The 20,322-nt window shown below is 73.2% G+C and carries 17 protein-coding genes and 1 tRNA gene; 9 read left to right on the top strand and 9 right to left on the bottom strand.

Features of this window, described 5'->3' with window-relative positions:
* The first annotated feature begins 51 nt into the window (after positions 1-51).
* The 4 genes from aroA to hisN all read left to right on the top strand — a co-directional run bounded on the left by aroA (position 52) and on the right by hisN (position 3,773).
* Positions 52-1,383: a 3-phosphoshikimate 1-carboxyvinyltransferase gene (aroA, locus tag IH61_RS0112295; RefSeq protein ID WP_031068737.1), complete on the top strand. Its 1,332-nt coding sequence runs from the start codon at positions 52-54 to the stop codon at positions 1,381-1,383.
* 15 nt (positions 1,384-1,398) lie between these two features.
* On the top strand, positions 1,399-2,454 hold the full coding sequence (gene rsgA, locus IH61_RS0112290) for a ribosome small subunit-dependent GTPase A (protein ID WP_031068735.1): 1,056 nt from the start codon (positions 1,399-1,401) through the stop codon (positions 2,452-2,454).
* A 109-nt stretch (positions 2,455-2,563) separates the two neighbouring features.
* Complete coding sequence (locus IH61_RS0112285; protein ID WP_031068733.1) at positions 2,564-2,887, top strand: DMT family transporter; 324 nt, start codon at positions 2,564-2,566, stop codon at positions 2,885-2,887.
* Positions 2,888-2,975: 88 nt separating this feature from the next.
* Entirely contained in the window at positions 2,976-3,773 is a 798-nt protein-coding gene (gene hisN / locus IH61_RS0112280) for a histidinol-phosphatase (protein ID WP_031068730.1), read from the top strand.
* A 187-nt stretch (positions 3,774-3,960) separates the two neighbouring features.
* On the opposite strand, the gene IH61_RS0112275 is transcribed toward hisN, so the two are convergent.
* Positions 3,961-5,436 carry a catalase gene (locus tag IH61_RS0112275; RefSeq protein WP_031068728.1) on the bottom strand — a complete coding sequence of 492 codons (1,476 nt, stop codon included), beginning with the start codon at positions 5,434-5,436 and terminating at the stop codon, positions 3,961-3,963.
* A gap of 105 nt (positions 5,437-5,541) precedes the next feature.
* Here IH61_RS0112275 and IH61_RS0112270 point away from each other — a divergent pair, with 105 nt between their 5' ends.
* Positions 5,542-5,967, top strand: a complete 426-nt coding sequence (locus tag IH61_RS0112270; protein ID WP_031068726.1) for a Fur family transcriptional regulator — start codon at positions 5,542-5,544, stop codon at positions 5,965-5,967.
* Between the two features lie 7 nt (positions 5,968-5,974).
* Here IH61_RS0112270 and IH61_RS0112265 read toward each other — a convergent pair whose 3' ends face one another.
* The 3 genes from IH61_RS0112265 to IH61_RS0112255 form a co-directional block, all read right to left on the bottom strand.
* Entirely contained in the window at positions 5,975-7,942 is a 1,968-nt protein-coding gene (locus IH61_RS0112265) for a tetratricopeptide repeat protein (RefSeq protein ID WP_158844932.1), read from the bottom strand.
* Between the two features lie 353 nt (positions 7,943-8,295).
* A tRNA-Met gene (locus IH61_RS0112260) sits at positions 8,296-8,369 on the bottom strand.
* Between the two features lie 65 nt (positions 8,370-8,434).
* Positions 8,435-11,428: a UPF0182 family protein gene (locus IH61_RS0112255; RefSeq protein ID WP_031068724.1), complete on the bottom strand. Its 2,994-nt coding sequence runs from the start codon at positions 11,426-11,428 to the stop codon at positions 8,435-8,437.
* 166 nt (positions 11,429-11,594) lie between these two features.
* Between IH61_RS0112255 and IH61_RS0112250 the strand changes: the two genes are divergently transcribed.
* Positions 11,595-12,167 (top strand): PPA1309 family protein, encoded by a 573-nt coding sequence (locus tag IH61_RS0112250; RefSeq protein WP_031068722.1) that lies wholly within the window; start codon positions 11,595-11,597, stop codon positions 12,165-12,167.
* 27 nt (positions 12,168-12,194) lie between these two features.
* Here IH61_RS0112250 and IH61_RS0112245 read toward each other — a convergent pair whose 3' ends face one another.
* From IH61_RS0112245 to IH61_RS0112230, 4 genes are all read right to left on the bottom strand, one after another.
* Positions 12,195-13,289, bottom strand: coding sequence for a PDZ domain-containing protein (locus IH61_RS0112245; protein ID WP_031068721.1), 1,095 nt, complete (start codon positions 13,287-13,289; stop codon positions 12,195-12,197).
* A 42-nt stretch (positions 13,290-13,331) separates the two neighbouring features.
* Entirely contained in the window at positions 13,332-13,523 is a 192-nt protein-coding gene (locus IH61_RS0112240; RefSeq protein WP_031068720.1) for a hypothetical protein, read from the bottom strand.
* A gap of 194 nt (positions 13,524-13,717) precedes the next feature.
* Positions 13,718-14,158, bottom strand: a complete 441-nt coding sequence (locus IH61_RS0112235; protein WP_234327152.1) for a molybdenum cofactor biosynthesis protein MoaE — start codon at positions 14,156-14,158, stop codon at positions 13,718-13,720.
* A gap of 161 nt (positions 14,159-14,319) precedes the next feature.
* Positions 14,320-15,468, bottom strand: a complete 1,149-nt coding sequence (locus IH61_RS0112230; protein WP_031068718.1) for an NAD-dependent epimerase/dehydratase family protein — start codon at positions 15,466-15,468, stop codon at positions 14,320-14,322.
* A gap of 199 nt (positions 15,469-15,667) precedes the next feature.
* Here IH61_RS0112230 and IH61_RS0112225 point away from each other — a divergent pair, with 199 nt between their 5' ends.
* Together IH61_RS0112225 and IH61_RS0112220 are read left to right on the top strand one after the other, a co-directional pair.
* Positions 15,668-17,275, top strand: a complete 1,608-nt coding sequence (locus IH61_RS0112225) for a zinc-dependent metalloprotease (protein WP_031068717.1) — start codon at positions 15,668-15,670, stop codon at positions 17,273-17,275.
* The gene (locus IH61_RS0112220; protein WP_031068714.1) at positions 17,272-17,859 is read left to right on the top strand and encodes an NUDIX hydrolase; all 588 of its coding nucleotides are present in this window, start codon (positions 17,272-17,274) and stop codon (positions 17,857-17,859) included. Before IH61_RS0112225 ends, IH61_RS0112220 begins: the two co-directional genes overlap by 4 nt.
* 68 nt (positions 17,860-17,927) lie before the next feature.
* Here the strand turns inward: IH61_RS0112220 and IH61_RS0112215 are convergent, their stop codons facing one another.
* Positions 17,928-18,515, bottom strand: coding sequence for a M48 family metallopeptidase (locus IH61_RS0112215; protein WP_234327151.1), 588 nt, complete (start codon positions 18,513-18,515; stop codon positions 17,928-17,930).
* A 373-nt stretch (positions 18,516-18,888) separates the two neighbouring features.
* Between IH61_RS0112215 and IH61_RS0112210 the strand changes: the two genes are divergently transcribed.
* Positions 18,889-19,977 carry a ThiF family adenylyltransferase gene (locus IH61_RS0112210; protein ID WP_051836903.1) on the top strand — a complete coding sequence of 363 codons (1,089 nt, stop codon included), beginning with the start codon at positions 18,889-18,891 and terminating at the stop codon, positions 19,975-19,977.
* Positions 19,978-20,322 lie beyond the last annotated feature (345 nt).

Here is a 20,322-nt window from a genome sequence, read left to right as displayed (position 1 = left end):
CCATACGGCCGCCGCCCGGAGAGGCCACGTCCGGCCCCTAGACTGGCCCCCATGACCGAGACCCTGTGGCCCGCCCCCGTCGCGACCACCCCTGTTGACGCCACCGTCACCATCCCCGGCTCGAAGTCGGTCACCAACCGGGCCCTGGTGCTGGCGGCACTCGCCGACGAGCCCGGCTGGGTGCGCCGCCCGCTGCGCAGCCGCGACTCCCAGCTGATGGCGGACGGGCTGCGCGCCCTGGGCGTCGGCATCGAGGAGAAGGTCAACAACGACTCCGGCGGCACCGGCGGCGGCGAAGCCTGGCGCGTCATCCCCACCCCCGCCCTGCTCGGCCCCGCCACCGTCGACGTCGGCAACGCCGGCACCGTCATGCGCTTCCTGCCTCCGCTCGCCGTCCTCGCCGACGGGCCCGTCCACTTCGACGGCGACCCGCGCAGCCACGAGCGCCCCCAGCACGGCGTCATCAACGCCCTGCGTGCCCTCGGCGCCCGCATCGACGACGACGGCCGCGGCACCTTCCCTTTCACCGTGCACGGCACCGGCGGCCTCGACGGCGGCCCCGTCGAGCTCGACGCCTCCGCCTCCTCCCAGTTCGTCTCCGCCCTGCTGCTGTCCGGCGCCCGCTACCGCCATGGCGTCGAGGTCCGCCACGTCGGCGGCCCCGTCCCCTCCCTGCCGCACATCCGCATGACCGTCGAGATGCTCCGCAAGGCCGGCGTCCAGGTCGACGCCCCCGAGGACGGCGGCGAGAAGGACGTCTGGCGGGTCACCCCCGGCGCCCTGATCGGCCGCGACCTCGTCGTCGAGCCCGACCTGTCCAACGCCGCCCCCTTCTTCGCCGCCGCCCTCGCCACCGGCGGCCGCGTCACCGTCCGCGACTGGCCCGCCCACACCACCCAGCCCGGCGACCAGCTGCGCGAGCTGTACACCCGCATGGGCGGCGCCTGCGAGTTCACCGACGAGGGCCTGCAGTTCACCGGCACCGGCCGCATCCACGGCATCGAGGCCGACCTGCACGACGTCGGCGAGCTCACCCCCGTGATCGCCGCCGTCGCCGCCCTCGCCGACTCCGAGTCCCACCTGTACGGCATCGCCCACCTGCGCCTGCACGAGACCGACCGCCTCGCCGCCCTCGCCAAGGAGATCAACGACCTCGGCGGCGACGTCACCGAGACCGAGGACGGGCTGCGCATCCGCCCCCGCCCCCTGCGCGGCGGAATCTTCCACACCTACGAGGACCACCGCCTCGCCACCGCCGGCGCCGTCATCGGCCTGTCCGTGCCCGGTGTCCAGGTGGAGAACATCGCCACCACCGCCAAGACCCTGCCCGACTTCCCGCAGATGTGGGCGGAACTGCTCGGTGAAGCGGCGGCGGGCGCCTGAGCGGAGACTGAGAGCATGCGCCGCTACGGCAAGGACGCCGACGAGGACGACATCCGCAACCGCCCCGCCCGCCGGGGCTCGCGACCGCGCACCCGCATCCGGCCCAAGCACGATGACGCCGCCGAGGCGATGGTGCTCACCATCGACCGCGGCCGGCTGACCTGCCTGGTCGACCAGGGCACCAAGCAGGAGCGCGAGGTCGTCGCCATGAAGGCCCGCGAACTGGGCCGCAAGGGCGTGGTCGTCGGCGACCACGTCGGCATCGTCGGGGACCTCTCCGGCGACTCCGACACCCTCGCCCGCATCGTCAGGGTCGAGGAGCGCGCCTCCGTCCTGCGGCGCACCGCGGACGACGACGACCCCTACGAGCGGATCGTCGTCGCCAACGCCGAACAGCTCGCCATCGTCACCGCCCTCGCCGACCCCGAGCCCCGCCCCCGGCTGATCGACCGCTGCCTGGTCGCCGCCTACGACGCCGGCATGGAACCCCTGCTGGTGCTCACCAAGTCCGACCTCGCCCCGGCCGAGCCCCTGCTGGAGTCCTACGCCCCGCTCGGCATCACCTACGTGGTCACCCGGCGCGACGAGCTGGAGACCACCGGCGCCGAGGCCGTGCGCGAGCACCTGCGGGGCCTGTCCACCGTCTTCATCGGCCACTCCGGCGTCGGCAAGACCACCCTGGTCAACGCCCTCGTCCCGGACCACCGGCGCCAGACCGGCCACGTCAACGCCGTCACCGGCCGCGGCCGGCACACCACCACCTCCGCGCTCGCGCTGCGCCTGCCCCCGCCGCCCGGCGCCAAGGCCGGCTCCAAGAAGGCCCTGAACCCCGGCTGGGTGATCGACACCCCCGGCTTCCGCTCCTTCGGCCTCTCCCACATCGATCCGTCCCGGGTCATCCACGCCTTCCCCGACCTGGAGCCCGGCACCGTCGACTGCCCGCGCGCGTGCAGCCACGACGAGCCGGACTGTGCCCTGGACGCCTGGGTCGCGGACGGCCACGCGGAGGGCGCCCGGCTCTACTCGCTGCGCCGCCTGCTGGCCAGCAAGGAGGCCCGCGAGGGCGACTGATCCCTCGCACTCCTCCTCCGTTCGAGGTGTCGGACCGCGCCGGCCTGGCGATCATAGGAAAGTCGGGCCGGCGCGCTGCCCGATCCGTCGAACGACTGGGAGGGCACGGATGGCATGGGCCCTGGTGATCCTCGCCGGCCTGCTGGAGACCGGCTTCGCGATCAACCTCAAGCTCAGCGAGGGCTTCACCAAGCTCTGGCCCACCATCAGCTTCTGCGTGTTCGCCCTCAGCAGCTTCGGCCTGCTGACCCTCTCCCTCAAGAGCCTGCCGGTCGGCCCCGCCTACGCCGTCTGGACGGGCATCGGCGCGGCCGGCACCGCGATCTACGGCATGGCCTTCCTCGACGAGACCACCTCGGTGCTCAAACTCGTCTCCGTCTCCCTGGTCATCGCCGGCGTCATCGGCCTCCAGCTCAGCGGCTCCGCCCACTGAGACCCGGCGGGGCCTCGGAACGGAGGGACCCGGGAATGGCCGGACTCGCTCACCCGCCCGCGGGGAAGCCTCGGCTAGGGTTTCGGACATGGCCGACTACCACGACGATCTCCGACTCGCCCACGTCCTCGCCGACTCGGCCGACTCGGTCACCCTGGAGCGCTTCCGTGCCCTCGACCTGAAGGTCGAGACCAAGCCCGACCTCACCCCCGTCAGCGACGCCGACAAGGCCGCCGAGGAACTGGTGCGCAGCATCCTCCAGCGCGCCCGCCCCCGCGACGCCGTCCTCGGCGAGGAGTTCGGCCTGCAGGGCTCCGGCCCGCGCCGCTGGGTGATCGACCCGATCGACGGCACCAAGAACTACATCCGTGGCGTCCCGGTCTGGGCCACCCTGATCGCCCTGCTCGAGGACGGCCCCGACGGCGTCGAGCGCCCGGTGGTCGGCATCGTCTCCGCGCCCGCGCTCCAGCGCCGCTGGTGGGCCGCCAAGGGCCTGGGCGCCTTCGCCGGCCGCAGCCTCGCCAAGGCGTCCCGCATCCACGTCTCCGGGGTCTCCCGGATCGAGGACGCCTCCTTCTCGTACTCCTCCCTCGGCGGCTGGGAGGACCGCGGCCGCCTCGACCCGTTCCTGGACCTCACCCGCGCCTGCTGGCGCACCCGCGCCTACGGCGACTTCTGGTCCTACATGATGGTCGCCGAGGGCGCCGTCGACATCGCCGCCGAGCCCGAGCTGTCCCTGTGGGACATGGCGGCCAACAGCGTCATCGTCGAGGAGGCCGGCGGCCGCTTCACGGGCCTGGACGGCGTCCCGGGCCCCGGCGGCGCGGACGCGGTGGCCTCCAACGGGCTGCTGCACGAGGAGACGCTGCGCCGCCTGTCGGTCTGAGCCCCGCCCCGAGCCGAAGGGGCGCGCCGGTGTCGAAAGGGAGAAGCGACAAGCGAGGCACGAGCGCCGGAGCGCCGGCCACCGACACCGGGTCAAGAGCGCCCCGGAGGCGAGCGGGCGAGTAGCAGCGCAGGCCCCTTCACCAGTGGGAGCTGGTGAAGGGGCCCGCGGTCTGTGCCCGTCCGGCCTACCGCTTGCGCAGCTCGCGGACGGCCGCCTCCAGCCGCTGCCCGTAGTCGGCGTCGGCCTTGCGGAAGTTGTCGACGGCCCGCTCCACGATGTCCTCGCGGTCGGCGGAGACCTTGGCGATGAAGCCGGCCAGGTTGGCGACCAGCCGCTGCTTCTCGTCCTCGGAGTAGAGCCGGTACAGCGCGCCGGCCTGCCCGAAGTCGTCGTCCTCGGTGTGCGAGGGCGCCTCGTGGGTGCCCGTGTACCCGTCCACCGCGGTCGCGGCCCAGAGCGGGCGGCCGGTCTGCACGGGGCCGCCGAAGCTGTTGGGCTCGTAGTTCTTGCTCCGCCCGTGCCGCCCGTCGTACAGGTACCCGTCGCGGCCGTTGGTGCGGGCCTCGGTGGCGTGGGGGCGGTTGACGGGCAGGTGGTCGGCGTTGACGCCGACCCGGTAGCGGTGGGCGTCGGCGTAGGCGAAGAGCCGGCCCTGGAGCATCTTGTCCGGGGAGGGGCCGATGCCGGGCACGAAGTGCGCCGGGGAGAAGGCCGACTGCTCGACCTCGGCGAAGACGTTGTCGGGGTTGCGGTTGAGCTCGAGGCGGCCGATCTCGATCGGCGGGTAGTCGGCGTGCGGCCAGACCTTGGTCAGGTCGAAGGGGTTGAAGCGGTAGGCGGCAGCGTCGGCGGCGGGCATGACCTGCACCTGGACCGTCCAGCTCGGGTACTCGCCGCGCTCGATCGACTCGCGCAGGTCCCGCTGGTGGCTGTCCGGGTCCTCGCCCGCGAGGTGGTTGGCCTCGGCCTGGGTGAGGTTGCGGATGCCCTGGTCGGTCTTGAAGTGGTACTTGACCCAGAAGTGCTCGCCGGCCTCGTTCTGCCACTGGAAGGTGTGCGAGCCGTAGCCGTTCATGTGCCGGTACGAGGCGGGGATGCCGCGGTCGCCGAAGAGCCAGGTCACCTGGTGGGTGGCCTCGGGCGACAGGCCCCAGAAGTCCCAGACGTTGTCCGCCTCCTGGGAGCCGGTGTACGGGTCCCGCTTCTGGGTGTGGATGAAGTCGGGGAACTTGGTGGCGTCCTTGATGAAGAACACCGGGGTGTTGTTGCCGACGAGGTCGTAGTTGCCCTCCTCGGTGTAGAACTTCAGCGCGAAGCCGCGCGGGTCGCGCACGGCGTCGGCCGAGCCGAGGTTGCCGGCCACGGTGGAGAAGCGCAGGAACACCTCGGTCTGCTTGCCGACCTGCGAGAGGAACGCGGCCCGGGTCCAGGCCGACACGTCGGCGGTCACGGTGAACGTGCCGTACGCCCCGGCGCCCCGGGCGTGGACGACGCGCTCCGGGATGCGCTCGCGGTTGAAGTGCGCGAGCTTCTCGAAGAGCAGCTGGTCCTGGATGAGGGCGGGGCCGCCGGGGCCCGCGGTCTCGGTGTTCTGGTTGTCGGCGACGGGGGCACCCGCCTCCGTGGTGAGGGTCGGGCGCAGCTCGTCCTGGGTGGTCATGGGGGTGCCTCCGCGGTTTCCGGTCGTGACGACATCGAACCTAACTTTGGACTTTGTCCAAGTCAACACTGGAACCAATTCCGGATCATGACCTACTCTGGACTCATGAGCGACCTGCTGGAACGACTTCGCGCCCGCGGCTGGCGGCTGACCTCACAGCGCCGGGTCGTCGCCGAGGTCCTCGAAGGCGACCACGTCCACCTCACCGCCGACGAGGTGCACACCCGCGCCACGGCCCGCCTGCCCGAGATCAGCCGCGCCACCGTCTACAACACCCTCGGCGAACTCGTCGCCCTCGGCGAGGTGCTGGAACTCGACGCCGTCGGCCGCGCCAAGCGCTACGACCCCAACGCCCACCGCGCCCACCAGCACCTGGTCTGCTCCGGCTGCGGCACCGTGCGCGACGTGCACCCCCGCGGCGACGCGCTCGCCGCCCTGCCCGCCACCGAACGCCACGGCTTCACCCTCGCCGCGGCCGAGATCACCTACCGGGGGCTGTGCCCGAACTGCCGCCCCCGACAAGGGGCTTGAGCGCTCCTTACGCGCTCAGCTCCGCATTGAGCGCACCCAGCAGCCGCCCGGCCCGCTCCGCCACCTCGGCCGGCCCGTAGTCCGCCGCCCGCCGGCACCAGTTCTCCGCCTGCACCGGCTCCCCCCGGCGCAGCGCCAGCAGCGCCAGGCGCAGCGCCGCCCGCCCGTGCCCGGCGTCGGCGGCCCGGGTGTACCAGAGCATCGCCTCCGCCTCGCTGTCCTGCCGGGCCAGCAGCAGCCCCAGGTTGAACGCCGCGCTGCGGCTGCCCGCCTCCGCCGCCCGCCGGTACCAGCTCTCGGCGATCTCCAGCGCCCCCCGCTCGGCCGCCCGCACGCCCATGCGCACCTGCGCCCGCCGGTGCCCGGCGTCGGCCGCCACCGCGTACCAGTGCTCCGCCTCGGCGTCCGCGTCCCCGCGCCGGTCCAGCAGCGAGGCCAGCCGGAAGCAGCCCTCCGCCGAACCGCCCGCCGCCGCCTGCCGGTAGCGCTCCAGGGCGCCCGCCAGGTTGCCGCGCTGCTCCTGGGCGACGGCCAGTTGCAGCGCCGCCTCCCCGTGCCCCTCGGCGGCGGCCCGCGCGTACCACTCCTGGGCCTGGCGCTGCTCGCCGCGCCCGGCGTGCAGCACGCCCAGGTTGAAGGCGCCGTCCACGCTGCCGGCCTCGGCGGCCTTGGAGAACCACGGCTCGGCGCCGGACTCGTCGCCGCGCTGGAGCAGCACCACGGCCAGCGCGTTGCACGCCTCCCGGTGCCCGGCGTACGCGGCCCGGCGGTACCACTGCTCGGCCTGCTGCTCACGGCCCGTACCGGCGCACAGCAGGCCCAGGTTGAAGGCGCCGTTGTGGTCGCCGGCCTCCAGCGCGGTGCGGTACCAGCGCTCGGCCTCCTTGGCCGAGCCCCGGCCGGCGTGCAGGGCGCCCAGGGCGTTGGCGGCGTTGCCGTCGCCCGCCTCGGCGGCCTCCTGCCACCACTCGGCGGCGGCGGTGAGGTCCCCGCAGTCGCGCAGCAGGAAGCCGAGGGCGCAGGCGGCGCGCGCCTCCCCGTTCTGCGCGGACTGCCGGTACCAGCGGGCGGCCTCGTCCAGCAGCGCCTGCTCGCCGCCGGCGCGCTCCTCCAGCAGCACGCCCAGGCGCAGCGCGGCCCGGGCGTGGCTGCGGGCGGCGGCCGTGCGGTACCAGGTCTCGGCGGTGTCCTTGTCCCCCGCGGCCTCGCGCATCCGGGCCAGCCGGTAGGCGGCCTCGCGGTGCCCGGCGTCGGCGGACACCTTGAACCAGCGCTCGGCGCGCACGTCGCGCCGGTGCTCCATCAGGTCGCCCAGCGCGTAGGCGCCCAGCGGGTGGCCGTGGTCGGCGGCGAAGTGCAGCCAGTACTCGGCGGCCTCCTCCTCGCCCTGGTCGCGCAGCTGCAGCCCGAGCGCGTGCGCGGCCGGGGCGCTGCCCGCCACCGCCGCCTGGCGCCACCACTGGCCGGCCTCGGCGCGGTGGCCCTGCTGGTGCAGCAGCACTCCGAGGTTGTTGGCCGCGGCGCGCACCCCGGCGGCCGAGGCGGCGCGCAGGTACGGTTCGGCGTCCTCCAGGTCCCCGCGGCGCAGCAGCAGGGTGCCCAGGCGGCTGGCGGCGTCCGCGTCCCCGTCGTCGGCGGCCTGCCGGTGCCGGGCCTCCAGCGCGGCGGACTCCCGGGCGGCGAGCGCCGTCTCGAAGCTCGTCGGGTCCAGGGCGGCGGCCTCCAGCACGGCGCCGTCCCCGCCCTGCGGGCCGTACGGGCCGACCTCGGCGGAGAACTGCCGCGAGGGCACGTGGACGAGGCTGTCGGGCCCCGACCCGGCGGCCTGGGGCCGCTCGGACAGGCCGCTGGTGCGCTGGGCGGGCAGGGCTCCGGGGCGGGCGTCCAGGCTCTCGGCGCTCTCCGCCCAGGCGTCGGTGTCCGCCTCGACGGGCGCCGGCTTGGCGCCCGGGCCGTTCTTGCCGATCAGCCTCATGCCGACTCCCGCTCCCCCAGAGTGACGCGGCACCGCGCCCCGGCTCCTCGCCGGGGGGACTCCCAGGGGAGACGCCGGACCGGACGGCCTGTCAGCAGCCGCGCCGCATCCCCCATGTGTCCCATCGTCGCACCACCCGCAACCCGCGTACACCTGCCCCGGCCGAATTCGGGCGGGGCGGACCCGAAGCCGACGAGATTGCTTCGGCGCTTTGTCGATTTCCCGACACCCGGATCCCACAAACCCCGCAGTCGACAGCTCTGGCGACGGTTGATGCTACCGGAGCGGTTCCCTCCCTTCGGGAAACACGGAAGGCCCGGAGGACGAATCCTCCGGGCCTTCCCGCTACTGAGTAGCGGGGACAGGATTTGAACCTGCGACCTCTGGGTTATGAGCCCAGCGAGCTACCGAGCTGCTCCACCCCGCGTCGGTAACTGAACCATAGCACGGGTCGGAGGCGAACCGGAAAACGGTCGCCGCAGCTCAGCGGCACTACGCGTGAGGACTGGGCGATCCCCCCGGGGTCGGCGTCGCGGGCGGCGGGCCGCCGGGAGTCTGCGCCGAGCCGCCGCCGCGCGCCGCCTCGGCCGCCTTCAGGGCGTCCCCGAGCGCCTTCTGCGCGTTGCCGTACGCCACCCAGTCGCCGTTCTTGAACGCCGTCTGGCTGTCGTTGTACGCCTTCTCCGCGTCGGAGAGCGCCTTCGCCAGCTCCGGCGAGATCGTCCCGCCCGGGGCAGGCGTCGCGGGGGCCGTGGGCCCGGGCGTCGCCGGCGAGGTCGGGGTGCCCGGGGTCGTCGGCGTGGTGGCCGCGCCCTGCGAGGAGGCGGCCGGGGCGACCGGCGTCACCGGCGGCGTCCCGTCGCCGAACAGCTTCTTGAGCGCGTCCTCCAGCGTGTTCTCGAAGGCGACGTTGTCGTCCCCGTACACGGCCAGCACCTTCTGCATCGTCGGGTACTTGGCGCCGCGCCCGCGCACGTACACCGGCTCCACGTTCAGCAGGCCCCCGCCGACCGGCAGGGTCAGCAGGTTGCCGTACTCCAGAACCGAGTCGCCGCTCTGCAGCAGCGTGATCTGCTGGGCGACCTCCTTGCGGGAGTTGAACTTCGACTGCACCAGGCCCGGGCCGGGGGCTCCGCTCTCACCCGTCATCTTCAGGAGGCGGATCTTGCCGTAGTCGTCCCCCGGATCCGAGTTCACGGCCATGAAGGCCGCCAGGTTCGGGCGGTCGGTGGGCACCAGCGTGCTCGTCAGCGAGAAGCTCGCCTTCGCCGCGTCCGGCATCCGCACCGTCACGTAGTACGGCGGCTGCACCTGCTTGGTGTTGCTGGTCGGGTCCACCGGGACCTGCCAGACGTCCGTGCCGTTGAAGAACGTGTTGGAGTCCGTCACGTGGTACTGGCCCAGCAGGTCGCGCTGCACCTTGAACATGTCCTGCGGGTAGCGCAGGTGCGGCAGCAGCGAGGCCGGGATCTCGGCCTTCGGCTCCACCGTCCCCGGGAACGCCTTCATCCAGGTCTTCAGGACCGGGTCCTTCTCGTCCCACTGGTAGAGCGTCACCTCGCCGGTGTACGCGTCCACCGTGGCCTTGACCGAGTTGCGGATGTAGTTGACCTGCCCGGCGACGGCCAGCGGCTCACCGCGCTGGTTGGTCAGCGAGTCCTTGGTCGCGGCGCCCAGCGTCGTCTTCGAGGAGAACGGGAAGCCGTCCGAGGTGGTGTAGCCGTCCACGACCCACACCACGCGCTTGTCCATCACCACCGGGTACGGGTCGGCGTCGATCGACAGCCACGGCGCGACCTTCTCCACCCGCTCCTTGGGCGTGCGGTCGTAGATCACCTTCGCGCCGTCGGTGATCGCCCCCGAGTAGAGGATCTGCGGCTCGGTGAAGCGCACCGCGTACGCGGCCCGGGTCAGCGGGTTGTCCAGGGACACCCCGCTGCCGCCCTCGTACGTCGTCTCGACGTTCACGCCCTTCTTGACGTCCGGGTAGTCGATCTCCTTGTTCGAGCCGCCGACGATCGAGTACGTCGTCGTCTTCTCGCCGTAGTAGATCCGCTGCTCGTACGGGCCCAGGTTCCCCGACGTCGGCAGGCCCGACTCGGTCAGCACCGGCTGGCCCGTGGTGTCGACCTGGTTGCCCTTGGCGACCACCGCGCCGTAGCCGTGGGTGTACTTGAAGTGGTCGTTGATCCAGTTGCGCTGCACCCCGTTCAGGTCCAGCTCGCGCAGGCCGATCACGGTGTCCTGCTTGCCCGAGCCCGAGCCGTAGCGGTCCACGTCCAGCGTGTTCGGGAACCCGTAGTAGTTGCGCTGCTGCTCCAGCGTCTGGAGCACCGGCGACACCACGTTCGGGTCCACCAGCCGCACGTCCGCGATCGTCTGCGCGTCCGGCTTCAGCGCCTCACCGTTCGTCGCCCCCTGCGGGGTGTACGGGGTCGTCTGCGAGTCCGCGATCCCGTACGCCTGCCGCGTCGCGTCGATGTTCTTCTGGATGTACGGCGTCTCCTTGGCCTGCTCGTTCGGCTTGACCTGGAACTGCTGCACGATCGCCGGGTACAGCCCGCCGATCAGCACCGCCGACAGCACCATCAGCCCCAGGCCGATCAGCGCCGGCGCCCAGGTGCGGCGCACCGGCGTCAGGAAGAACAGCACCGCGCAGATGATCGCCACGAAGAACAGGATCGTCTTCGCCGGCAGGAACGCGTTCGCGTCCACGTACCGCAGACCCGTCCAGCCCGTGACGCCCTTGTACGTGCCGGTCTTGACCGCCAGCGCGTACCGGTCCAGCCAGTACGCCACCGCCTTCAGCAGCACGAACACGCCCAGCAGCACCGCCAGGTGCCCCTGCGCGCCCGCGCTCGCCCGGCGGCCCGGGCCCTGCAGGCGCAGCCCCCCGTACAGGTAGTGCACCAGGGCCGAGGTCAGCAGCGAGACGATCACCGCGCTGAACGCGAAGCCCAGCACGAACTCGTAGAACGGCAGGTCGAAGGCGTAGAAGGAGACGTCCATGCCGAACTGGGCGTCCTTCTCACCGAAGGAGGTCGCGTTCGTCCACATCAGCCAGGTCCGCCACTGGCCCGAGGCCGCTGCGCCCGCCACCAGGCCGATCACCAGCGAGATCCCGATCAGCGCCCAGCGCTTGAACGGCGCCAGGCCCGCCCGGTAGCGGTCCAGGCTCTGCTGCTCCACCGACATCGCCGACAGCGGCGGCCGCAGCCGGTGCGCCAGCCAGATGTTGAAGCCGACGATCACCGCCATCAGCACGCCGAACACCGCGAACAGTCCGGCCTTCGTCCACAGCTGCGTGGTGAACACCGAGGAGTAGTGGACCGACCTGAACCACAGCCAGTCCGTCCAGAACCCGGCGAACATGACGAACAGCAGGAACAGCACCGCGAGCACGCCCAGGGTCAGCAGGGCCACCCGCGCCCGCCGGGAGGGCGGGCCTACCCTGCGCCGGAAACCCGGCCCTGAGCGTTCCGGCATCTGGAATACCACGGTGGCACCTCAGCTGTGTCGTCTGGAGTCGGTCTGTCTTCAGGGCAACTTAACCAGTCATTGGCCGAGTTCCCACCGTTAGCAGACGGTTACGACGTCCTCCCCCGCCACCGCCCCCGCGCCCGCCGCCCGCCCGGCGTGTGAGGATTGGGGCATGTCCGACGCGTCTGATCCGAAAAACTCCCCCGACGACGTCTCCAAGCTCCCCGCCGCCACCCCGCTCACCCGGGCCGCGCTGGAGATCGACGAGTACGTCGCCACCCTCGGCTGGGACCTGCCCGCCCGCCTCTTCGCCCTGGTGGACACCGCCGCCCTGCGCAAGGCCGACCCCCGCGTCGCCAAGCAGCTCGGGCTGGCCGACGGCGACCAGCCCGGCCTCACCCCCGTCGAGCAGGACGAGATCCCGGCCGGCACGGAACTCGACAAGTTCCTCGGCACCATCGCCTGGCCCGACGCGGTGGTCGGCTGCGCCCTCGTCGTCGAGCGGCTGATGCTCCCGCCGGGCGCCGAGCAGTCCCGCCCCCGCGGCGCCAGCGACGCCCAGCTCGCCGACTGGGTGGCCAACCACCCCAAGCGCGAGGAGGTGCGGATCACCGCCGCCGTGCTGCGCGACGGCAAGAAGGAGATCGCCCTGCGGCTGCGCTCCAAGGACGTCGCCCGCGAGGTGCTGACCGGCCCCGACCTGGTGCCCGGCCTGACCGACGCGCTGCTGGCGACCTTCTCCTGACGCCTGCCCCGTCGTCTACTCCACGGGCTACTTCACGCAGGACGGCAGCGCCGCGGTCTGCCCGGAGCGGATCTGCTCCAGTGACTTGAGCGCGCCGTCCAGCGTGTCCGTCCTGATCAGGGTCAGCCCCGACGGGATGTTCTTGGCGGCCTCGGCGCAGTTCGAGGACGGGGTGAGGAAGTACTCGGCTCCGGCGTCCCGGGCGGCGATGATCTTCATCGATATCCCGCCGATCGCGCCGACCTTGCCGTCGTCGTCGATGGTGCCGGTGCCCGCGACGAACTTCCCGCCGGTCAGGTCCCCGCCCGGGGTCAGCTTGTCGATGATGCCCAGCGAGAACATCAGCCCCGCGCTCGGGCCGCCCACGTCCTGAAGGCCGATGTCGATCTGGAACGGGTAGGTGTGCCGCACCCCGGTGCCGATCCCCACCACCGCGAGGTCCGCCCGCTCCGCCGGGGCCTTCGGGTCGAGGTCCCGGGCCCTGGTCGTCGGCACCGTCACGTCGGTACGGGTGCCGGCCGAGCCGCCCTGCGAGCGGGGCACCACCGTGAACACCACCGACTCGCCCGGCTTGTGCTTGGTCACCACGCCGACGACCTGCTCGGCCGTGGCGACCGCCGTGCCGTCCACCGCCACGATCTGGTCACCGGCGTGCAGCTTGCCCTCCGCCGGAGCGCCGGCGGTGACCGACTTGACGATCAGGTCGTTGCCGACCGGGATGCCCAGCTGCTTGAGCGCCGCGGTGCGCGCGCTGTCCTCGGAGGAGGCGAACTCCTCGGCGTTCAGCTTCTTCGCGTCCGCGTCCGACTGCCCCTTCGGGTAGACGTTGTCGTGCGGAACCACCATCACGTCGTCGCGCAGCCAGCCGATCACCGCGTTCACCAGGCTGGGCTCGTACTTCGCCCCCGTCACCTGGACGGTCGTCATGTTGAGGTGCCCGCTCGTCGGGTACGAGTCGTGCCCGGTGACGGTGATCACCGGCTTGCCCCCCTGTTCGCCGAGCGTGTTGTACGTCGGCCCCGGGCTCATCTCCGTGTACGGCACCTTCATGAGCACCGAGACGCAGAGCAGCGCTATGAGCAGCAGGGTGGCAGCGAGCATCGTCGCGGAGCGGCGTGGCATGCCTCGACAGTACGGGACGCCGCCGACGCCGCGCCCGGCGGGTCAGCGCCCGGACCGCTCCCCGGACGCTCCCGCGCCCGCGGTGGTGCGTTCCATCGCGGCCATGAAGCGCCGGTGCTCGGCGAGGGAGGCCGGGTCCCCCGTGGCCCTGGGGGCCCGCTGCGCCCAGCCCGCCCACACGGCGGCGAGCAGGACGGCGACAACCGGAATGATCAACCAGGCGAGCGCGCTCATGTCGGTACTCCCAGCTCGTCGTGTCTATGAGCAGATTAACCACCCCGGCGGACAACGCCGACGGCGCCGTCCGGGTTACGGGGCCGCCGATCGGCTCACTTCCAGGGAGTATCCGAACCACCCCGCCGGACCCGTTCGAGTGATGGCCCGGCGCGCCTGACACGAGAGGCGCTGCGTGTGTGCTCCCGCGCGGGTCAGCAGCCCCCGGCGCCGACCCACTCCTCCTCGCCGTCCGCGAAGACCTGGTGCTTCCAGATCGGCACCTCGTGCTTGAGGTCGTCGATCAGGCGGCGCGCCGCCGCGAACGCCTCGCCGCGGTGGGCGCAGGAGACGGCGACGATCACGGCCTTGTCGGTGATCTCCAGCCGGCCGATCCGGTGCACCGCGGCGAGCGCCAGGACCGGGAAGTCCGCCGCGACCTTCTCGGCGACCCGGCGCAGCTCCTCCTCGGCACTCGGGTGGCAGCTGTACTCCAGCGCCGTCACCGACTTGCCGCCGTCGTGGTCACGGACCGTCCCGACGAAGACGGTCGTCCCGCCGGCCGCGTCGTCGCCGACCGCCTCGTACACCTCGTCCAGGGAGAGCGGGGTGTCCCGGATGGCGAGCAGGCGGATCGGGTCGTGGTTCTCGGACATGGCCCCATGATCCCCCATCGGGGGCGCACCCGGGCAAGTGCCTTCCGCATCACGATGCCGTGATTTCGCATCGTGAGAACTTTCGCAGGTGTACGGGAGTCGGCGCGGCCTCTCCGCGGCCCCCGTGGTCTCTCCGCCGTCTCTCCGCGGTCTCTCCGGCGTCAGAACCTGCGCCGCTTGCGGGCCCGGCGCACCAGCGCCGCCGTACCGACCAGCGCCACCGTCGCCCCAGCCGCACCCAGGCTCGTCGCGGCCTCCTTGCCGCCCAGCCGCCGCCCCGCCACCGCGTGCTTGCCCGACACCTGCGCCAGCAGCTCCGCCAGCACCTGCTCGTTGGTGTGCGCCGGGCGCCAGCCCGCCTCGTGCAGCCGGCTGCCGGAGACCACCCACGGGTACATGGTGTACGCCAGGTCCCCCGCCGGGGCCGGCGTCAGGCCCAGCCGGTGCAGCCGGGCCGCCGTCCCCAGCGCCAGCGCCGCCGGCAGCTCCATGCGCCGGATGCCCGACAGGCGCTCCACGTCCTCCTGCTCCAGCCAGCCGTCGCAGCCGACCGTCACCTCGCCGTCCACCAGGCCCAGCGCCGCGTACTCCAGCGCCGCCGCCAGGTCGTCCACGTGGCAGAACTGCCAGCACGGCCGGGATCCGGCCACCACCAGCAGCCGGGGCGCCTCGAAGTGCCGGGTCAGCACGGTGTCCACCCCCGGGCCCACCACCACGGCCGGGCGCAGCACCGTCACCTGCAGCCCCGGGTGGGCGCGCGGCGCCCGTCGGGCCAGGCGCTCGATCTCCAGCAGGTCCCCGACGAGGGACGCCTCCTCCGTGGCCCGCAGCTCGGAGTCCTCCGCCAGCGGCACCTCGTTGTCGGGCAGCGCCCCGTAGACCATCGCCGAGGTGCACAGCACCACCCGGTGCACGCCCGCGGCGGCGGCCGCGGTCAGCACCGTCTGCGCGCCGCGCACGTTGTAGGCGCTGCGGGCCCTCGGGTCGGACTCCATCCCGAAGTCCATCGCCAGGTGCACCACCACGTCCACCCCGGCCAGCCGCTCCGCGACCGCCGGGTCCCGCACGTCCAGCACCCGCCACTGCACCCCCGGCACGTCGCCGCGCCGGTCGTCCACCGCCAGGACCCGGCGCACGTGCGGAGAGGCCACCATCCGGGCCGCGACCCGCTCGCCCATCACGCCTGCGGCGCCGGTCACGGCCACGGTCAGCGGCCGTCCGCCGTAGGCTGGAGGCGGCGACGCCGTGGCGTCCGGGTCGTCCTCTCCAGCGGTCAGCCCAGAGCGAACGTCCGAAGGCGGGGAACTCACCGGCCATCCTCCACGGTTAGCTTATGTGCGTACGGACGTGTGTCACGTACGTCCATCCTGCCCGAGGCGAAGGCCCCGCGGTGCACCCGGCGCGGGCCTGCCGTGCGGGAGCCGCGCACGAGTCCCCCACTGAGCCGGTGCCCCGGGCGGCAGCACTTCCCGCCACACCCGTATGACGGCCGACCGGATCGAGGACCCCGTGAGCGACCTTCCCTTCGGATTCGGCGTTCCGCCCGAGGAGCCCGAGGACGGCAAGGCCAAGCCCGACGACGCACAGCAGAAGAAGGACAAGGGCGGCTCCGACGCCGCCTCCGGCGAGTCCCCGTCCGGAGCCTCGGCGTCCGGCGAGGGCGGCCCGCAGCAGTTCGGCTTCTCCGGCGCCAACCCCTTCGGCGCGATCTTCGGCCTGCCCGGCGCCCCGGGCGCAGGCGGCGCAGGCGGGGACAACCCCTTCGCCGCGATGTTCGGGGGCCTGGGCCCCGGCGACCTCGGCGCCGCCTTCCAGCAGCTCGGCCAGATGCTCTCCTTCGAGGGCGGCCCCGTGAACTGGGAGCTCGCCACCAACATCGCCCGGCAGACCGTCGTCGCCGAGCCCGCCGAGGGCAAGAGCAAGGACCGCTCCGTCAGCGCCGCCGAACGCTCCGCCGTCGCCGAGGCCGTACGCCTCGCCGACCTCTGGCTCGACGGCTCCACCGAGTTCCCCTCCGGCGCCGGCACCGCCGTCGCCTGGAGCCGCGCCGAGTGGATCGAGGCCACCCTCCCCGTCTGGAAGGACCTCGTCGACCCCGTCGCCGAGCGCGTCGGCACCGCCATGGGCGGCGTCCTGCCCGAGGAGATGCAGGCCATGGCCGGCCCGCTGATGGGCATGATGCGCTCCATGGGCGGCGCCATGTTCGGCACCCAGATCGGCCAGGCCCTCGGCGCCCTCGCCGCCGAGGTCGTCGGCTCCACCGACGTGGGCCTGCCCCTCGCCCCGGCCGGCAAGGCCGCGCTGCTGCCCCAGAACGTCGCCGAGTTCGGCGAGGGCCTCAACGTCCCCGTCGACGAGGTCCGCCTCTACCTCGCCCTGCGCGAGGCCGCCCACCAGCGGCTCTTCGCCCACGTGCCGTGGCTGCGGGCCCACCTGCTCGGCGCCGTCGAGGCGTACGCGCGCGGCATCAAGGTCGACACCTCCCGCATGGAGGAACTCGTCGGCCAGCTCGACCCGAGCAACCCCGAAGCCCTCCAGGACGCGCTCGCCGGGGGCCTCCTCCAGCCCGAGGACACCCCCGAGCAGAAGGCCGCGCTCGCCCGCCTGGAAACCGCGCTCGCCCTGGTCGAGGGCTGGGTCGACGCCGTCGTCCACGCCGCCGCCGAACCCCACCTGCCGCAGGCCGGCGCGCTGCGCGAGACCGTCCGCCGCCGCCGCGCCGCCGGCGGGCCCGCCGAGCAGACCTTCGCCACCCTCGTCGGCCTCGAACTGCGCCCGCGCCGCCTGCGCGACGCCGCCCGGCTGTGGGCACTGCTCGCCGACGCCCGCGGCATCGAGGGCCGCGACGCCCTCTGGGAGCACCCCGACATGCTGCCCACCGCCGCCGACCTCGACGACCCCGACGCCTTCGTGCACCGGGGCAGCGGCGACCTGGAGGGCGGCATCGACTTCGACGCCCTCGACAAGCTGCTCGGCGAGGCCGCCGCGGGCGGCAAGCCCGACCTCACCAAGGGCCCGGACTCCGGCACCGGCACCGGCACGGGTACCGACCGCGACTCCGGCACCGGCTCCGACTCCGGATCCGACTCCGACGGAAAGGGCGAGCCCACCGCATGACGGCCACCCGGACCGGCACGCCCACCCTCCACCAGGACGCCGTCCGCGCCCTCACCTCCTGGCGGCCCGCCGAGGAGGAGCAGGCCCGGCTGCGCGAGGACTACCTGGCGCACCTGGCCGAGCAGCCCGAGGGCCTCTACCGCTCCTGCCTGCCCGCCCACATCACCGCCAGCGCCGCCGTCGTGGACCCGGCCGCCGGGCGGGTGCTGCTCACCCTGCACCCCAAGGTCGGCAGGTGGCTGCAGATGGGCGGGCACTGCGAGCCCGGCGACGCCACCCTGGCCGCGGCCGCGCTGCGCGAGGCCGTCGAGGAGTCCGGCATCCCCGAACTGACCCTGCTGGAGGCGGACGGCGCCCAGGTGCCCGTCAAACTCGACCGGCACCTGGTGCGCTGCACCGGTAAGGACCGGCCCGAGAACGTCCACCTGGACGTCCAGTACGTCGCCCTGGCCCCGGCCGGCGCGCAGGAGCTGATCAGCGAGGAGTCGCTGGACCTTCGCTGGTTCGACTACGACCGCCTCCCGGACCTGGCCGACCGGTCCGTGCGCGACCTCGTCGCCCGGGCCCGCCTCCTGACCAGCTGAGGTGCGACACCCGAAGGGGGCGTGAGCCGATCCGGCTCACGCCCCCTTTCTCTTCGCTCCCTGTCACCTCAACCACAGGAGCCCGCCGGCTCGGCCCCCGGTGCCGAACCGTGCCGGGCCCCGGGAATGTGCGGCAGCCGCGCCGCCGACACCACGCCCTCCAGATAGCCCCGCGCCCGCTCGGTGCGCGGGTACGCCTCCAGCAGCGCCCAGAACGCCGGGCCGTGGTCCGGCACCAGCAGATGGGCCAGCTCGTGCAGCAGCACGTAGTCGAGAACGTAGTCCGGCATGCCCTGGAGCCGGTGGGACAGGCGGATCGTCCCCTCGCTGGGCGTGCAGGAGCCCCAGCGCGAATTCTGGTTGGTCACCCAACGGACCTGGACCGGCAGCGCCCGACCGCCCAGATAGGCGTCCGACAGCTCACGGGCCCGCGCCATCAGCGCCTCGTCCCCGGGAACGCGCCGCTTCTCCTGCGCGGCGAGCTTCTCCAGCATCTGCGCGACCCAGCGCTGCTCCTCCGCGGGCGACATCCGGGCCGGGATCAGCACCACCGTCCGGTCACCCTCGCGGTACGCGGACACCGTACGGCTGCGGCGGGCACTACGGCGCACCTCGACCCGGCCGCGGTCGTGCGGCTCCTGGGGCGGGGCCGACACCGCCTGCTGTTCCTGATCCGCCCGTCCACGTGTGCTGGGCGCCGCCACTTGCGACCCGGACGCTGCACGGGCACGCCGACGCGACGCCGGTGGATGGGAGTCCCGCTCGGCTGCCATGGCACACGACGTTACCCGCTACCCCTGACAGAAGTCCGCTGCCATGGCCGAAATCTTTCATGGAGTGATCGGGAACGAAAGGCCGACTTGGAGTGTCCGGAACTCGACTCTCCGGGGAGACCTCTCGTTATCCACAGGGCCTGCGAACCGATCATGTGATCACCGCACCGGACCTGTGGATAACTTTCCGCACGAAGTCGGCGAGATGGTGCAAGCTGCGGTCAGCCGTCCGGAAACGATCGGAAGGGAGATCGCCGTGCGCCTTGCCCTGAAACCCGCGCTGTCCCGCAGCTGGCGGGACTCCGAGACCCTGCAGTTCGGAACCGTCACCCGGTTCGCCGGGGTGCTCGGCAACGCCGACAAGACCCTCTGCGCCTTCCTCGCCCTGCTCGACGGAACGCGCGACCGACCGGCACTCCTCGACGAGGGCGAACGCCTCGGGCTCGGCCGCGAGCCGGCCGAGGCACTGCTCACCGAACTGGAGGAGACCGGGCTGCTCGACGACACGGCCGCGGCCGCCGCGGCCCTGGCACGGTTCCCCGAACCGCACCGCAAACAGCTCGGACCCGACCTCGCCTCGCTCACCCTCGTCCACTCCGGCCCCGGCGCCGCACCGGCGATCCTCTCCCGCAGGGCGGACCTGCGGATCGAGGTCCGCGGCGCGGGCCGGGTCGGCGCGGCCGTCGCGGCGGTCCTCGCCGCCGGCGGCGCGGGCGAGGTGACCGTCGTGGACGGCGGCCGCGTCCTGCCCGGCGACTGCTCCCCGGCGGGCGTACCGCCCCAGGACGTCGGCCGGCTGCGCTCCACCGCCGCCAGGGAAGCGGTGCAACGGGCCTCGGCCCGGCCACCGCACCCCGCCCCGCGTCGACCGTCCGGCGCGCCGCCACCCGACTTCGTGGTGCTCGCACCACGGGACGGCAGCGCGGCCTTCGCCGGAGGGACGTACGAGGCCCGACTGCTGCTGCGCGCCGGCGTGCCACACCTCTACGTGGGCGTGGTCGAGGAGTTCGGCATCATCGGGCCCCTCGTGATCCCCGCAATGTCGGCCTGCGGGCACTGCCTGGTTCTGCGCCGCGAGGACGAGGACGCCGCCTGGCCGCGGGTCCTGGCCCAACTCGCCGGCAACGGCCCCGGCCGGGCCCGCACCCCGGCCTGCGACACGGCCCTCGCCACCACCGTCGCCGGCCTGGCGGCCCTGCACGTCCAGATCTACCTGGACGGCGGCCGGCCACCGAGCGTCGACGGCTGGTGCGAGGTGTCCGCCACGGACGGAATGCCACGACGCCTGCGCCTTCGCGGGCACCCGGACTGCGGCTGCCTGTGGCGGCCGCTGCCCCCGGGCTGAGAACCGATTCGAGAGGAGAGCGAGACCGAGGAGAACTCTGACAGGGGCAGGCCCCGCGGCTGCACGGCTCGGCAGCCACCCGGCCTCCCCACGGACCCACGGGCGACCCACCGGCCACACGAGCCGATGGCCAGGTGAAGCCCGCGGTCCCGAACACCCTCAAGGCCGGGCACGATCGACGCCCCCCTTCGGCCAGGGTGCGCAACGCCTCTCGACGGCCCGCGCCCCTGCCCACGGGACAGGGGCGCGGGCCGGGCAGACAACCGGGGAGCCGCCGCCATCCGATGTACGAGGTGGTGGGCGCGGGATGGGTGGGTGGTGGGTGGTCAGGCGGCGGGTGGGTGG

Source organism: Streptomyces sp. NRRL WC-3742 (assembly GCF_000720635.1).
Classification (GTDB): domain Bacteria; phylum Actinomycetota; class Actinomycetes; order Streptomycetales; family Streptomycetaceae; genus Kitasatospora.
This window is presented reverse-complemented; position numbering and strand designations above follow the sequence as displayed.

Excerpts from the sequence above, each read along its gene's own strand:
- IH61_RS0112285 (WP_031068733.1), top strand. The coding sequence starts at position 2,564 with ATGGCATGGGCCCTGGTGATCCTCGCCGGCCTGCTGGAGACCGGCTTC.
- IH61_RS0112255 (WP_031068724.1), bottom strand. The coding sequence starts at position 11,428 with ATGCCGGAACGCTCAGGGCCGGGTTTCCGGCGCAGGGTAGGCCCGCCC.
- aroA (WP_031068737.1), top strand. The coding sequence starts at position 52 with ATGACCGAGACCCTGTGGCCCGCCCCCGTCGCGACCACCCCTGTTGAC.
- IH61_RS0112265 (WP_158844932.1), bottom strand. The coding sequence starts at position 7,942 with ATGAGGCTGATCGGCAAGAACGGCCCGGGCGCCAAGCCGGCGCCCGTC.
- IH61_RS0112235 (WP_234327152.1), bottom strand. The coding sequence starts at position 14,158 with ATGTCCGAGAACCACGACCCGATCCGCCTGCTCGCCATCCGGGACACC.
- IH61_RS0112245 (WP_031068721.1), bottom strand. The coding sequence starts at position 13,289 with ATGCCACGCCGCTCCGCGACGATGCTCGCTGCCACCCTGCTGCTCATA.
- IH61_RS0112220 (WP_031068714.1), top strand. The coding sequence starts at position 17,272 with ATGACGGCCACCCGGACCGGCACGCCCACCCTCCACCAGGACGCCGTC.
- IH61_RS0112250 (WP_031068722.1), top strand. The coding sequence starts at position 11,595 with ATGTCCGACGCGTCTGATCCGAAAAACTCCCCCGACGACGTCTCCAAG.
- IH61_RS0112275 (WP_031068728.1), bottom strand. The coding sequence starts at position 5,436 with ATGACCACCCAGGACGAGCTGCGCCCGACCCTCACCACGGAGGCGGGT.
- IH61_RS0112270 (WP_031068726.1), top strand. The coding sequence starts at position 5,542 with ATGAGCGACCTGCTGGAACGACTTCGCGCCCGCGGCTGGCGGCTGACC.
- rsgA (WP_031068735.1), top strand. The coding sequence starts at position 1,399 with ATGCGCCGCTACGGCAAGGACGCCGACGAGGACGACATCCGCAACCGC.
- IH61_RS0112240 (WP_031068720.1), bottom strand. The coding sequence starts at position 13,523 with ATGAGCGCGCTCGCCTGGTTGATCATTCCGGTTGTCGCCGTCCTGCTC.
- hisN (WP_031068730.1), top strand. The coding sequence starts at position 2,976 with ATGGCCGACTACCACGACGATCTCCGACTCGCCCACGTCCTCGCCGAC.